The sequence below is a fragment of the Bradyrhizobium sp. CCBAU 45384 genome (assembly GCF_028128665.1).
Lineage (GTDB): Bacteria > Pseudomonadota > Alphaproteobacteria > Rhizobiales > Xanthobacteraceae > Bradyrhizobium > Bradyrhizobium manausense.
Map to the genome: position 1 here is coordinate 175,419 of NZ_LBIZ01000118.1, position 12,410 is coordinate 187,828.

General features: G+C 64.8%; 16 protein-coding genes. 5 read left to right on the forward strand and 11 right to left on the reverse strand.

Annotation, left to right across the window (positions count from 1 at the left end; all coding sequences use genetic code 11):
• Window positions 1-28 precede the first annotated feature (28 nt).
• Complete coding sequence (locus XH80_RS34615; RefSeq protein WP_271602478.1) at window positions 29-514, forward strand: J domain-containing protein; 486 nt, start codon at window positions 29-31, stop codon at window positions 512-514.
• Between the two features lie 6 nt (window positions 515-520).
• Here XH80_RS34615 and XH80_RS34620 read toward each other — a convergent pair whose 3' ends face one another.
• The 4 genes from XH80_RS34620 to XH80_RS34635 form a co-directional block, all read right to left on the reverse strand.
• Window positions 521-1,159 carry a hypothetical protein gene (locus tag XH80_RS34620; RefSeq protein WP_271602479.1) on the reverse strand — a complete coding sequence of 213 codons (639 nt, stop codon included), beginning with the start codon at window positions 1,157-1,159 and terminating at the stop codon, window positions 521-523.
• Between the two features lie 92 nt (window positions 1,160-1,251).
• Complete coding sequence (locus XH80_RS34625; RefSeq protein WP_271602480.1) at window positions 1,252-1,506, reverse strand: hypothetical protein; 255 nt, start codon at window positions 1,504-1,506, stop codon at window positions 1,252-1,254.
• A 191-nt stretch (window positions 1,507-1,697) separates the two neighbouring features.
• Window positions 1,698-1,958: a hypothetical protein gene (locus XH80_RS34630; protein WP_057754219.1), complete on the reverse strand. Its 261-nt coding sequence runs from the start codon at window positions 1,956-1,958 to the stop codon at window positions 1,698-1,700.
• A 145-nt stretch (window positions 1,959-2,103) separates the two neighbouring features.
• Window positions 2,104-2,487 (reverse strand): RidA family protein, encoded by a 384-nt coding sequence (locus XH80_RS34635; protein ID WP_220006805.1) that lies wholly within the window; start codon window positions 2,485-2,487, stop codon window positions 2,104-2,106.
• 468 nt (window positions 2,488-2,955) lie between these two features.
• Between XH80_RS34635 and XH80_RS34640 the strand changes: the two genes are divergently transcribed.
• A complete protein-coding gene (locus XH80_RS34640; protein WP_220006806.1) occupies window positions 2,956-3,390 on the forward strand; it encodes a hypothetical protein in 435 nt (144 codons plus the stop codon).
• A 166-nt stretch (window positions 3,391-3,556) separates the two neighbouring features.
• Here XH80_RS34640 and XH80_RS34645 read toward each other — a convergent pair whose 3' ends face one another.
• Both XH80_RS34645 and XH80_RS34650 read right to left on the reverse strand, forming a co-directional pair.
• A complete protein-coding gene (locus tag XH80_RS34645; RefSeq protein WP_271602481.1) occupies window positions 3,557-4,249 on the reverse strand; it encodes a glutathione S-transferase family protein in 693 nt (230 codons plus the stop codon).
• An 11-nt stretch (window positions 4,250-4,260) separates the two neighbouring features.
• On the reverse strand, window positions 4,261-4,656 hold the full coding sequence (locus XH80_RS34650) for a hypothetical protein (RefSeq protein ID WP_271602482.1): 396 nt from the start codon (window positions 4,654-4,656) through the stop codon (window positions 4,261-4,263).
• Window positions 4,657-4,922: 266 nt separating this feature from the next.
• Between XH80_RS34650 and XH80_RS34655 the strand changes: the two genes are divergently transcribed.
• The 3 genes from XH80_RS34655 (at window position 4,923) to XH80_RS34665 (ending at window position 7,082) form a co-directional block, all read left to right on the forward strand.
• Entirely contained in the window at window positions 4,923-5,360 is a 438-nt protein-coding gene (locus tag XH80_RS34655) for a VOC family protein (RefSeq protein WP_271602483.1), read from the forward strand.
• 184 nt (window positions 5,361-5,544) lie between these two features.
• Window positions 5,545-6,273 carry an SDR family oxidoreductase gene (locus XH80_RS34660; RefSeq protein WP_271602484.1) on the forward strand — a complete coding sequence of 243 codons (729 nt, stop codon included), beginning with the start codon at window positions 5,545-5,547 and terminating at the stop codon, window positions 6,271-6,273.
• Window positions 6,274-6,521: 248 nt separating this feature from the next.
• Window positions 6,522-7,082: an HD domain-containing protein gene (locus XH80_RS34665; RefSeq protein WP_271602485.1), complete on the forward strand. Its 561-nt coding sequence runs from the start codon at window positions 6,522-6,524 to the stop codon at window positions 7,080-7,082.
• Window positions 7,083-7,763: 681 nt separating this feature from the next.
• Here the strand turns inward: XH80_RS34665 and XH80_RS34670 are convergent.
• From XH80_RS34670 to XH80_RS34690, 5 genes are all read right to left on the reverse strand, one after another.
• Window positions 7,764-8,315 (reverse strand): mismatch-specific DNA-glycosylase, encoded by a 552-nt coding sequence (locus tag XH80_RS34670; RefSeq protein WP_271602486.1) that lies wholly within the window; start codon window positions 8,313-8,315, stop codon window positions 7,764-7,766.
• Window positions 8,316-8,385: 70 nt separating this feature from the next.
• Window positions 8,386-8,733 (reverse strand): helix-turn-helix domain-containing protein, encoded by a 348-nt coding sequence (locus tag XH80_RS34675; protein WP_271602487.1) that lies wholly within the window; start codon window positions 8,731-8,733, stop codon window positions 8,386-8,388.
• A gap of 132 nt (window positions 8,734-8,865) precedes the next feature.
• Window positions 8,866-10,764 (reverse strand): phosphomethylpyrimidine synthase ThiC, encoded by a 1,899-nt coding sequence (gene thiC, locus XH80_RS34680; protein WP_271602488.1) that lies wholly within the window; start codon window positions 10,762-10,764, stop codon window positions 8,866-8,868.
• Window positions 10,765-11,013: 249 nt separating this feature from the next.
• Window positions 11,014-11,637, reverse strand: a complete 624-nt coding sequence (locus XH80_RS34685; RefSeq protein ID WP_271602489.1) for a thiamine phosphate synthase — start codon at window positions 11,635-11,637, stop codon at window positions 11,014-11,016.
• Window positions 11,624-12,406 (reverse strand): thiazole synthase, encoded by a 783-nt coding sequence (locus XH80_RS34690; protein WP_271602490.1) that lies wholly within the window; start codon window positions 12,404-12,406, stop codon window positions 11,624-11,626. The genes XH80_RS34685 and XH80_RS34690 overlap by 14 nt, the downstream gene beginning before the upstream one ends.
• Window positions 12,407-12,410 lie beyond the last annotated feature (4 nt).

The following is a 12,410-nucleotide window of genomic DNA, read 5'->3' on the forward strand; positions in this document are numbered from 1 at the left end:
CTCGTCCGCGTTGCTAAACGTTGCGCGCATGATGGAACGACTTGAATCCTGGAAACTGGCGCTCGAGCGCCTGCGGGCGTCGGACACGGCGGATTGGGCCGAGGCTGGCCGGCTGGTGGCCGAGATCATCAGGATGAGCCCTGACGCCACGCTGCGCCAGGCGGCCGAGCAAGCGCTGCCCGTGCTGCGCCAGGCCGCGGACAATGACGATCACGGAGTGACGCTGGCCGCGCGCCGCCGCATCGGCGTGATCCTCGACGTCGTCCATGATCTGACTGCGCCGCGCTTTGGCCGTCGCAACGCGGCGCCAAAGAAACTGTCCAGCGAGGATCGGGCCCGCAAGATGCTTGGCCTGCCACTCGCGGTGCAGCTCACTTGCGAGGATATCAACCAGGCCTATCGCCGCGCCGCCAAGGGCATGCATCCCGACCAGGGCGGCAGCGCGCAGGCCTTCATCGACCTCGCGGCCGCGCGCGACGTTTTGATTCATCCGGGCGCGCACAAGGACGCCTGAGAGCGCTCAGCTCTTGTTGACGCAGCTCGGATAGGGCGCGGCTTCGCCCGGCATGATCGGGCAGAGATCAATCGGACTGAGGTCGCGCAGGCGCGCTTGCCAGCTGACGTCGTTGACCGGCGGCTCGTCGCTTTCCGGGCCGCGCTCGGCCCATTGGATTGTGTAATAGTCGCTCGTGCCCTTCAGCGTGATCAGCAGTGTGGTCTCGCTGTGCCGCGTCGGGCCGCTGTCGATGCGGCCGCAGCCGATCACCGCGACAAAGCCCTCGAAGCGGCCGAACCTGGTCTCGCCCAGGGGCCGCGCCGCAAAGCTGTCGGGGCAGGCCGATTTGAAGCCGCCGGCGATGGTGCCCGCGAACATCTCCGGCGAGCTCCCTGGCGTCAGCGTCATGCCCTTTTCGCCTGTCACCGTGATCATCTGCGTCCAGCGCTCGGGCGTCTCGCCCTTCAGCACGGCTTCGCGGATGTAGTGGCCGCCCCTGGTGTTCTCGAACACCGCAGCGAAATGCGACGGCATCGCGAAGGCGACGAGCTGGCCGAAGATCGGCGAGATGACGCGGAAGGATTGCGGGGCTTGCGCCTGCACTGCAGCGGCAAGCAGGAGCGAAGCGGCGAGGGCCGCCAGCGTCGTGGTCGGTGCGCGCATCGAGCTGCTCCTGTTCGGGAGGCAAAAAAACCACCGGGCAAGGATGCTAGCGTCGCATCCTTGCCCGGCCCTGTCGTCCGCCGATCGAAGACTTACCAGCGGCAGTGACCGGCCTTGAGCGCGCTGTCCTTTATCGCCAGTGCGTCGACGAAGGTCGGAACGGTCGTGCTGGCGCGATGATAGCCGGCGGGCCACGGCGTGGTCGGAATGCTCTCGTCCCAGATCTGGCAGAAGCCGCTGTCCTGCCAGCGGATCAAATGATAGCCGGCTTCGGCGGGGCTCGCAGCGACGAAAGCGGCTGCGGCAAGACCGGCGGCAGCGCAGAGCATGGAAATACGACGACGCATGGATCAGCTCCTCAATTGAAAGATGTGATGCGCCTCCCGACAATGACGGGGAGGAGTGCGGAGCGCTTCCTCAGCCTGCGCCCCGGACAAGAGGTGAGTAGTTCCGTGTGCTGATCAGGTTCAAAGCCGCCAAAAGGAAAGGGCGGGCTGCATGCGCAACCCGCCCTCGATATCAGGACCCGCCTGATGGCTCAGAGCGTACAGCGGCGCTCGCCACGCATCTTGATCTGGAGGTCGGAAGCCTGGGCGAAGGTCGGGAGCGGCTTGCTGACGACCTTGTAGGTCGAGACGCCCCACTGCAGCGGCTTGTAGTGCAGGTCCTCGTTCCAGACCTGGCAGATGCCCGTGTTGTCCCAGCGGATCACGTAATAGCCGACCTTTGCGGAGGCGGGCGCGGCAAAGACGGAGCTGGCGATGCCGGCAACGGCACAAAGGGCGAAAACGCGACGCATGGAAAATCTCCTCAGTCTGGACGGGTGAACCGAAAATTCGTGCGGTAAAAACAGCTGCTTTGCAAGCCGGGGAGCCGGCTTTCACGGACATGTCAGACCGGCGCGACCACTTGGTTTGGCTGCGTGCCCTGCAGGACACACACGCTCACTTCGCCAGCGACGCCACCGCCTCGATCTCGATCAGCATTTTGGGATCGGGCAGCGCCTGCACCACGCAGGTGGTGCGTGCAGGGAATGGCGGCGGGCCGAACGCGCCGGCATAGAGCGCATTCATCGCGGCAACATCAGTGGGGCGGGTCAGGAGCACATTGACCTTGACGAGGTCGCGCGTCGTGGCACCGGCCTCGTCCAGCACGCGCTTGATGTTGACGACGACGTTGGCGAACTGCGCCTCGAAGCCGTCAGGCAGCGCGCCATGGGCATCGAAGCCGGGAATGCCTGACACGAACAAGAGGTCGCCGACACGGGTCGCGAAAGAGAGCGGCGGCGCCTTGACGTGCGGCGGGGGCGCGAAATGCTGGATCGGCATGGGGGCCTCGGAGGGTGCGGGTAAGTTGGGCGAAGCGTAGCGGGATGCGCGGCCTGCTCCAACACAAAACGCGAAAACAACCCCATGCACAGTAGAAATGATCGGCAAAACCGCAAATTCGGGAAGGAAGAAATGCGCATTGACCCGTCGGGCAAAACAGTGGCAGAATGGCATGATGGGGGAATGCGGGCATGAGGGCCCTGTAGCGCCAAGAACTCGGCTGTCATGCCCCGGCTCGTCCGGGGCATCCAGTACGCCGTGGCGGATGTGGTGAGAGCGAGCTTTTCAACGCTGGCCTCTGGAATACTGGTTCGCCCGGTCGAGCCGGGCGATGACAGTTGAGTGTGTGGGTACCCACCTCGCGCCTCATGGGCCACACCCCATCATGTTGCCGCCGCGATCGATCGGATAGATTGCTGCGTCTGATTCGCTTTTCCTCCCGAGAAAAATAGCCCCCGGAGACGCCTCATGAAGATTGCTTCCACCTTGCGTGCCGCGCTCATCGCCATGGCCGCTTTTGCCGGCCTTTCGACCGCGGCGCAGGCCGACGGCGGCACCGTGGTGCTGACGATCTACAAGGCGGGCTGGTTCATCGGCGGCTCCGGCGGTTCGGGCGTTTTGAACTTCCACGGCCGCTCCTATGGACTCTCGACCGGCGGGCTCGATTACGGCCTCGTCTTCGGCGGCTCCAAGACCGTGCTGCGCGGTCGCGTCTCCAACATCGTCAGGCCGTCCGACGTCGCCGGCGTCTACGGCGCTGCCGGGGCAGGCCTTGCCGTCGGCCGTGGCGCCCGCGCCATCGTGCTCACCAACCAGAAGGGCGCGGTGCTGGAGCTGTCGGGCACCCAGACCGGCCTGATGGCGAATGCCGATCTATCCGGCCTTGCGATTACGATGCAGTAGGGCACGGTGCCCTAGGGTGGGTTGGCGTCGCGACGGCGCGAAGCGCGGTCGCGATGCGTAACCCACCTCTTTGGTTTCCGCAGTGACAGAAATGGTGGGTTACGCCCCGCGGCCTGCGCTTCGCGCATCCGCAGGACTAACCCACCCTACGAGATCCCGGACGTGGCTACCCGCTCACCATCGCATGCACCCGCTCGCAATGCGCGACGAGATTGCCATGCGCATCGACGAAGGCCTTCAGCGGCGTCGGGATCGGAAAGTAATAGATATTCGCGATGAAGCCGTAGATGCCGGCATCGCAGCTGGTGGGGCGCTCGCCATCGACGAAGCCATTTGCGGGCACGATCTCGGCCAGCACCTGCAAATCGGCCAGCCCCCGCGCGTAGGCCTGCTCCGGCGTGTAGCGGCCGATGCCCTGGTAGTGGTAGCGCTGCGCGTTGTAGGCTTTCGCCTTCTCGAAGCCGGCAGCATCGATCTGCTGATGTTGCGCGATGAAGCCGTCGCGAAACGCGGGATAATAGCGCTCGTCCTTCCAGCGCGAATAGGACATCACCCAGTAGAGATCATCGAGCATGCGCGTGACGAAATGATGGGTGCGGCGCTGTGCCGGCGACAGTCCGGCATCGATGGTCAGATGATATTTTGCGATCGCATGCGCGATGATGGTCTCGCTGTCGCCGATGGTGTCGCCGTCGTCGACGATATAAGGCAGCTGCCCGCGTGGTGCGGCCGAGGCATCGAAGATATGCTCATGCACGAACGGAACGCCTGACAGCTTCAGGAACGCGTAGACCTTGAGCCCATAGCCGTTGTTGTCGGCGACGCCGAACAGCTCCGGATAGGAATAGAGCGTCAGCATGATGGCTCCCTTTACTCGCGGGCGGGCGTCGTGGCTCGTTTGTCGGTGGTGGCGGCCTCTGCGCGCTTGCCGGAGCGGATCATCAGGAACGATCCTGACGTGCCCGGAAGCCGCCAGCGCCCGTCGATCTCGGTCGCCTCGCCGTTCATGATGCCGTCATAGTGGACGATGTCGAAGCCATAGCCGGGCGGCTCGTAGCGCTTGACGAAGGACACCACGCTGCCGGCGCGATGGCCCGTGATCGAGGCGCTGTGGGTTCGCACCGGGCAGCGCGGATTGGAGCACGGTTCGGTGACGCAGCCTGAGAGCGCGCCGCCGGCCTCGACCAGCGTCGCCGTGAACGTGACCATCCCCGTGCCGGGTTGGATGTAAGTGCCGTCCCAGACACCGGAGAGATCGTCGCTCATGCGGCGGCATCCTCGACATGTGCGCTGGTTGAGGCCCGGCTGTTCCAACGCGATTTTTCCACTCAAAGTCGTATCGCTGCTGTCACGCCCTGGCAAGTGTCCGCACACGACGCCGATCGGAGGATACCCCGGCATCATCCGTTTGGCGGAGGCCGCTCTCCGGATCAAAAAATGCCATTCCGCCTGTCGGATTATCGCCCCCGCCTTCGTCCTTCGTGCGACGGCGTGCGTGGGCGCGCCTGGTCCAAGGCAAAGGATATCCTGACATGACCTCCATCACGCCGTTTCTCTGGTTCGACAACAATGTTCCTGATGCCGTCGCCTTCTACAAATCCGTATTCCCCAACGCTGAGGTCGAGACCGTCAGCGACTTCATGGCGGTGTTCGAGCTCGAAGGGCAACGCTTCCACGCGCTCAATGGCGGGCCGCAATACCGCTTCAACGAGGCGGTGTCGTTCTTCATCAGCGTCGAGACGCAGGAGGAGGTGGATTACTTTTGGCAAGCGCTCACCGCCGACGGCGGCGAGGAATCCCGCTGCGGCTGGCTCAAGGACAGGTTCGGCCTGTCCTGGCAGGTGATCCCGTCCGCGCTCGGCCGCTATCTCAGCGATCCTGATCGCACCAGGGCGAACCGCGTCATGCAGGCGATGATGGGGATGCGGAAGCTCGTAATTGCGGAGTTGGACAAGGCGTATGCGGGGTGAGGATGATGGGATGTAGGGTGGGCAAAGGCGCGCTCTTCGCGCGCCGTGCCCACGTTCTGCCGGATTCGGAGAGAGACCGTGGGCACGGCGCTTTGCGCCTTTGCCCACCCTACGAGGCCGGCGATCTGCTTCGCGAGCGCGCCTCGCATCGCTATACTGCCGCTCCCAGCAGAATGGTGATCTCATGGCAAGAGCGTTGGAAGGCAAGGTTGCGGCGGTGACGGGCGCGGCGTCGGGCATCGGGCTGGCGAGCTCGGAAGCGATGCTGGCCGCGGGCGCGCGCGTGGTGATGGTCGATCGTGACGAGGCTGCGCTCAACACGCTTCGCAACAAGCACGGCGATGCCGTGATCCCGCTGGTCGTGGACCTGCTCGACCCCAAAGACTGCGCGGCGCTGCTGCCGCGCGTGCTGGAGCAGGCAGGGCAGCTTGACATCTTCCACGCCAACGCAGGCAGCTATGTCGGCGGCGATCTGGTCGATGCGGACACCATTGCGATCGACCGGATGCTGAACCTGAACGTCAACGTCGTGATGAAGAACGTGCACGACGTGCTGCCGCACATGATCGCGCGCCGCAGCGGCGACATCATCGTCACCAGCTCGCTGGCGGCGCATTTTCCGACGCCATGGGAGCCGGTCTATGCCTCGTCGAAATGGGCGATCAACTGCTTCGTCCAGACGGTGCGGCGCCAGGTCTTCAAGCACGGCATCCGCGTCGGCTCGATCTCGCCCGGCCCCGTCGTCACCGCGCTGCTCGCGGACTGGCCGCCTGAGAAGCTGCAGGAGGCCAGGGATTCCGGCAGCCTGCTGGAAGCCAGCGAAGTCGCCGAAATCGTGATGTTCATGCTGACCCGCCCGCGCGGCATGACCATCCGCGACGTGGTGATGATGCCGACCAATTTCGATCTCTAGGCACGCTCTCGTAGGGTGGGCAAAGGCGCGCGTCTTGGCGCGACGTGCCCACGTTCTGTCGAACTCATGGAGAGGTCGTGGGCACGGCGCAAGGGCGCCTTTGCCCACCCTACGAGAGTTGTGTCCTTGGAGAGCGTTGCGGATTGCCTCATGTGCCGTAGGATGGACCAAACATCGCTCGGGGGAGATCGCGATGGCCATCAATACTGACAAGATCGACAACGCGACGTTCGAGGAGTGATGCCTTGATGAAGCGCGACCAACTGGCTGACGCGTATGCGGCGCCTGGCCGCCACTATCATAATCTCGCGCATATCGAGGATTGCCTGGCCGCGCTCGCGCGGGTCGAGGGTCTTTCGGCAGCCGAGCGCGAGACGCTGACGGAGGCGATCTGGTGGCACGATGTCGTTTACGATCCGACCCGGTCCGACAACGAGGAGCGCAGCGCGGAGCTCGCCGAGCAGCACGTTCGCGCCGAGCTTCGTCAGGTGGTCGGCCGCCTGATCCGCCTGACGAAGACACACGATGTGGATGCCGGCGATCGCTTGGGGGCGATCCTGATTTCGATCGACCTCAGCATTCTCGGCGCTGATCCCGCGCGCTACGACGCGTATGCCGCCGCGATCCGCCGCGAGTTCGGCCATGTCAGCGAGCACGATTATCGCATCGGCCGCGCCCGGGTGCTGCGCCGCTTCGCGGCCCGCGAGGTGATCTTTCCCGATCCGGATTTCGCCGCGGCGTATGACCGGCAAGCCCGCGCCAATCTCGCGCGGGAAGTGGCGGCGTTGGGCGGCGGTGGCGGTGCGTAGGGTGGGTTAGCCGCTCGCAAGCGTGGTCCATCAACACGGAACTGCGCAAGGCGTAACCCACCGCTTGCGCTTCCGCGGCGACCGAAGCGGTGGGTTACGCCGCGCGGCCGCGCTTCGCGCAGCTAACCCACCCTACGAAGCAGCGAGATGAGTTGTTCGGCGTAGCCAAACAAACGGTGTCGTCCCGGCGAAGGCCGGGACCCATACCGCGTGATCTAACGGGTGAGGCCGGTAAGCGTACCGAACGACGAGTCTTCGCCAAACTCCTGCCTGTGGTTATGGGTCCCGGCCTTCGCCGGGACGACCGCTGTGTGTGGAGTGCTATCGTTCATCCACCCACGCAGTGCGTAGGGTGGGTTAGCCGCTCACAAGCGTGGTCCATCAACACGGAACTGCGCAAGGCGTAACCCACCGCTTGCGCTTCCGCGGCGGCCGAAGCGGTGGGTTACGCCGCGCGGCCCGCGCTTCGCGCAGCCGCACAGCTAACCCACCCTACGAAGCTGCGAGATGAGTTGTTCGGCGTAACCAAACAAACGGTGTCGTCCCGGCGAAGGCCGGGACCCATACCGCGTGATCTAACGGGTGCGGCCGGTAGACGTACCGACCGACGAGTCTTCGCCAAACTCCTGCCTGTGGTTATGGGTCCCGGCCTTCGCCGGGACGACCGCTGAGTTTGGAGCGCTATCGTTCATCCCCCTCTGCCGCAATCCACACCGCCAGTGCCCGCCACGGCTCGATCGTCCAATGCCCCGAGGCAGCGCCCGACGGCGACGGCAGCACAAATATCTCCGGCAGGTCCGCATCGCGCACCTGCCGCCCCAGCGCAATCGCAGCTGACGACCTGCCGTAAAACAGGCTCGCCGCCTTCTTGCTCGTGAACGCAATCGTCCGCGGCCGATACTTTTCCATCTTCGCCCTGAAGCCCGGCACATCGATCGTCTCCGCCGCGATCTGGTGATCCATCCCCGCGCCCGACTTGGAGAGATCGGTGAAGCCGATCCCGAGCTCGATCAGCGATGCGAACTCGCCCGGCTGATACCGCCGTGGCGTGATCCCGGCCTCATGGATCGCGCGCCAGAACCGGTTGCCGGGATGGGCGTAGTAATGCCCAAGCTCGGACGAGCGCGTCGAGGCGGCGGTGCCGACGAAGACGAGGCGGAGGTTTTCGCGGAGCTGGTCGGGGAGGCGGTGGGCTTCAATCAAGTCAATTGTCCGTCGCGACGTAGCCCGCATGAAGCGAAGCGCAATGCGGGAGCTGGATCGCTGATAAGGTGGTCCCGGATTGCGCTTCGCTCCATCCGGGCTACGGATCATCCGATCCTGCGCGCCGCAGGCCGCGGCTGACAGTTGCCCGTGACACCCCGACCTCGGCTGCGATCTGCTTGCCGGTGTGGCGCTGCCGGCGCAACACCTCGACGGCGGCGCGCGTGGCTGGCGGGGTTTGGCTTGGCGATGAAAGGGGCCTTGAGGAGCGATCACGCAACCCCTCGACACCTTCTGCGCGGAACCGCTTGACCCATTTGGCAACGGTCTTCGGCGTCGTGTTGAACTGATCGGCCGCGGCGGCTTGGCTCAGCCCGCTCTCGACCACGCTTCGCACCATCGCCTCTCGACCTTTAGGCGTCAAAGGCGCATTCTTGTGGACGTTCATCTGGTCTTTCCTTGGAACGTTGAAGCTTCGCAACCTCAGCTTCCTCGGTTCAGACCAGATGGACAACCTCCTGAAACACCAAAGCTAACCCACCCTACGAGCTGAATGCTGCTTGATGGAGCGGAGAGGCCCTCACAACACCCGATTACTCTCCTTCACCTTCTCCGCATCCAGATAAACGCTGCTCCCCATCTCCTTGAACTTCGCGCTCATCCTGGCCATGCCGTCTTCGGCGGTGCCCTGCATCGACATGCCCACGCTGTTCGGATCGTTCAGCGTCGCCGCATAGTCCCGCACGTCCTGCGTGATCTTCATCGAGCAGAATTTTGGGCCGCACATCGAGCAGAAATGGGCGACCTTGTGGGCTTCCTTCGGCAGGGTCTCGTCGTGGAAGCTCTTTGCCGTGTCCGGATCGAGGCCGAGGTTGAACTGGTCGGTCCAGCGGAATTCGAACCGCGCGCGGGAGAGGGCGTCGTCGCGCAGTTGCGCGGCGGGGTGGCCCTTGGCGAGGTCGGCGGCGTGGGCTGCGATCTTGTAGGTGATGACGCCGGTCTTGACGTCGTTACGATCCGGCAGGCCGAGATGCTCCTTCGGCGTGACGTAGCAGAGCATGGCGCAGCCGAACCAGCCGATCATGGCGGCGCCAATCCCTGACGTGATGTGGTCATAGCCCGGCGCGATGTCGGTGGTCAGCGGCCCAAGCGTGTAGAACGGCGCCTCGCCGCACTCCTTGAGCTGCTTGTCCATGTTGATCTTGATCTTGTGCATCGGCACATGGCCGGGGCCTTCGATCATGACCTGGCAGCCCTTGTCCCACGCGATCTTGGTCAGCTCGCCGAGCGTTTCGAGCTCGGCGAATTGCGCGCGGTCGTTGGCGTCCGCGATCGAGCCCGGGCGCAGGCCGTCGCCGAGCGAGAACGAGACGTCATATTTGCGCATGAGATCGCAGATCTCGTCGAAATGGGTGTAGAGGAAGCTTTCCTTGTGATGCGCCAGGCACCACTTCGCCATGATCGAGCCGCCGCGGCTGACAATGCCGGTGACGCGGTTCGCGGTGAGGTGGATGTATTGAAGGCGCACGCCGGCGTGGATGGTGAAATAGTCGACGCCCTGCTCGCACTGCTCGATCAGCGTGTCCTTGTAGAGCTCCCAGGTCAGCTTCACCGGATCGCCGTTGCACTTCTCCAGCGCCTGATAAATGGGAACGGTGCCGATCGGCACCGGGGCGTTGCGCAGGATCCACTCGCGCGTGGTGTGGATGTTGCGCCCCGTGGAGAGGTCCATCACGGTGTCGGCGCCCCAGCGGATCGCCCACACCATCTTCTCGACCTCCTCCTCGACCGACGAGGTCACCGCCGAGTTGCCGATATTGGCGTTGATCTTGGTGAGGAAGTTGCGGCCGATGATCATCGGCTCGAGCTCACTGTGGTTGATGTTGGAGGGAATGATGGCGCGGCCGCGCGCGATTTCGCTGCGCACGAACTCCGGGGTGATGAAGGCTGGGACCGAAGCGCCAAAGCTTTCGCCGTCGGCAAGGGCGGCTTCGGCGCGCTCGAGCTGCTGCTTGCGCCCGAGATTTTCGCGCGCGGCGACGTAGATCATCTCCTTGGTGATGATGCCGGCGCGGGCGAATTCGAGCTGGGTGATCTTGTGGCCGTCGAGGCCGCGCAAGGGCTTGTGATAGGCCGAGAAGGCGCGCGCGGCCTTGTCGGTGGAGACGCTGCCATTGTCCTCGGGCTTGATCTGCCGGCCCTCATATTCCTCGACGCCGCCGCGCTCCAGCACCCACTGCTTGCGGTTGCGGGGAAGGCCGGCGTTGACGTCGATGGTCACGGACGGGTCGGTGTAGGGGCCCGAGGTGTCGTACACCGGCAGGTTCGGCTCGCCGGCGCCTTCGGACAGGATGATCTCGCGCAAGGGCACGCGCAGATCGGGCGCGGCGTCTGGCGAGGCGAAGATCTTTCGCGAGGAGGGCAGCGGGCCGGTGGTGACGGCGGGGACGGTTTTTTCGGGGTTGGAGCGAATGTTCATGGGGTTCTCCGGTTAATGGGCGTCGTTCCGGACGGACCGCATAGCGGTCCGATCCGGAACCTCGAGGTTGTTGAGCGAGATTCCGGGTTCACGCTTCGCGTGCCCCGGAATGACGCCGGGTGGAAGGCTCTCCGTCATCCCCGCGAAGGCGGGGATCCAGTATTCCGAGGCGGTGCGGCTGGAGCCGTGAAGCCGCGGCGGTCAAGACGGGCGATGACAGTGTTGTGTGGGGTGAGAGCAGGATATGCATCATGCCGCCTCCTTCTGGCCCAGCCATTGACGCACGCGCGCGTCCGGGTCGGCGTTCTGGGTGACGTCGCTGACGACGGCAATGGAATCCGCACCCGCCGCAAAGATCTCCGCGGCGTGCTCGAACTTGATGCCGCCGATCGCGACCAGCGGGATGGTGCCGATACGCTGCTTCCACTCCGTGATCTTGGGAATGCCCTGAGGTTCGAAGCGCATCGATTTGAGCGTGGTGAAGAAGATCGGGCCGAGCGCGACGTAGTCGGGCTTGGCCTCGAGCGCGGTCGCGAGCTCATCGTCGTCATGGGTGGAGATGCCGAGGAGAAGGCCCGCTTCGCGGATCGCCTTGAGGTCGGCCTCCGCCAGATCCTCCTGGCCGAGATGCAGATATTTGGCGCCGGCGACGATCGCCGCGCGCCAATAGTCGTTCACGACCAGCTTGGCTTGCGTGCCTTTCGTGATCGCGAGCGCGTCGGTGACGATCTGCAAGGCCTGCGCGTCGTCGAGATTTTTCGCGCGCAGCTGAATGGTGCCGACGCCGAGCCTGGTCAGGCGTTCGACCCACGCCAGGCTGTCGACCACAGGATAAAAGCGATCAGGATACGCGTCGCGATCAGGATACGGCATGCCAGAACGGGGTCCCAACGACAGGGGTGGAAGGAGAGGCGAAGTCGCGGGCGTTCATCAGCCCGGCCTCATAAGCGGTGCGGCCGGCCTCGACGCCGAGGCGGAAGGCGCCCGCCATCGCGACGGGATCGGCGGCCTTGGCGATCGCGGTGTTGAGCAGCACGGCGTCATAGCCGAGCTCGAGCGCTTCGGCCGCATGGCTCGGCGCGCCGATGCCGGCGTCGACCACCAGCGTGATGTCGGGCAGCCGCTCGCGCAGCAGCTTGAGCGCGTCGCGGTTGATGATGCCCTTGGCGCTGCCGATCGGCGCGGCCCACGGCATCACCACCTTGCACCCCGCTTCGACCAGGCGATTGGCGACCGAGAGATCCTCGGTGCAATAGGGGAACACCTCAAAGCCGTCCTTGATCAGGATGGTGGCGGCCTCGACGAGGCCGACGACGTCGGGCTGCAGCGTGTCGTTGTCGGCGATGACCTCCAGCTTGATCCAGGAGGTGCCGAACAACTCGCGGGCGAGCTTTGCGGTGGTCACGGCCTCGCGCACGGTGCGGCAGCCGGCGGTGTTCGGCAGCACCGCGACGTCGAGCTCGCGGATCAGCTTCCAGAACGCGTCCCCGGTCTTGCCGCCCGCGGATTCGCGGCGCAGCGACACCGTGACGATGTTGGAGCCGGAGGCGCGGATGGCGTCCTGCATGATGGAAGGCGAGGGATAGAGCGCGCTGCCGATGAGGAGGCGGGAGGCGAAGGTCTTGCCGTAGAAGGTCACCATGGCT

Excerpts from the sequence above, each read along its gene's own strand:
- XH80_RS34615 (WP_271602478.1), top strand. The coding sequence starts at position 29 with ATGATGGAACGACTTGAATCCTGGAAACTGGCGCTCGAGCGCCTGCGG.
- XH80_RS34620 (WP_271602479.1), bottom strand. The coding sequence starts at position 1,159 with ATGCGCGCACCGACCACGACGCTGGCGGCCCTCGCCGCTTCGCTCCTG.
- XH80_RS34625 (WP_271602480.1), bottom strand. The coding sequence starts at position 1,506 with ATGCGTCGTCGTATTTCCATGCTCTGCGCTGCCGCCGGTCTTGCCGCA.
- XH80_RS34630 (WP_057754219.1), bottom strand. The coding sequence starts at position 1,958 with ATGCGTCGCGTTTTCGCCCTTTGTGCCGTTGCCGGCATCGCCAGCTCC.
- XH80_RS34635 (WP_220006805.1), bottom strand. The coding sequence starts at position 2,487 with ATGCCGATCCAGCATTTCGCGCCCCCGCCGCACGTCAAGGCGCCGCCG.
- XH80_RS34640 (WP_220006806.1), top strand. The coding sequence starts at position 2,956 with ATGAAGATTGCTTCCACCTTGCGTGCCGCGCTCATCGCCATGGCCGCT.
- XH80_RS34645 (WP_271602481.1), bottom strand. The coding sequence starts at position 4,249 with ATGCTGACGCTCTATTCCTATCCGGAGCTGTTCGGCGTCGCCGACAAC.
- XH80_RS34650 (WP_271602482.1), bottom strand. The coding sequence starts at position 4,656 with ATGAGCGACGATCTCTCCGGTGTCTGGGACGGCACTTACATCCAACCC.
- XH80_RS34655 (WP_271602483.1), top strand. The coding sequence starts at position 4,923 with ATGACCTCCATCACGCCGTTTCTCTGGTTCGACAACAATGTTCCTGAT.
- XH80_RS34660 (WP_271602484.1), top strand. The coding sequence starts at position 5,545 with ATGGCAAGAGCGTTGGAAGGCAAGGTTGCGGCGGTGACGGGCGCGGCG.
- XH80_RS34665 (WP_271602485.1), top strand. The coding sequence starts at position 6,522 with ATGAAGCGCGACCAACTGGCTGACGCGTATGCGGCGCCTGGCCGCCAC.
- XH80_RS34670 (WP_271602486.1), bottom strand. The coding sequence starts at position 8,315 with ATGCGGGCTACGTCGCGACGGACAATTGACTTGATTGAAGCCCACCGC.
- XH80_RS34675 (WP_271602487.1), bottom strand. The coding sequence starts at position 8,733 with ATGAACGTCCACAAGAATGCGCCTTTGACGCCTAAAGGTCGAGAGGCG.
- thiC (WP_271602488.1), bottom strand. The coding sequence starts at position 10,764 with ATGAACATTCGCTCCAACCCCGAAAAAACCGTCCCCGCCGTCACCACC.
- XH80_RS34685 (WP_271602489.1), bottom strand. The coding sequence starts at position 11,637 with ATGCCGTATCCTGATCGCGACGCGTATCCTGATCGCTTTTATCCTGTG.
- XH80_RS34690 (WP_271602490.1), bottom strand. The coding sequence starts at position 12,406 with ATGGTGACCTTCTACGGCAAGACCTTCGCCTCCCGCCTCCTCATCGGC.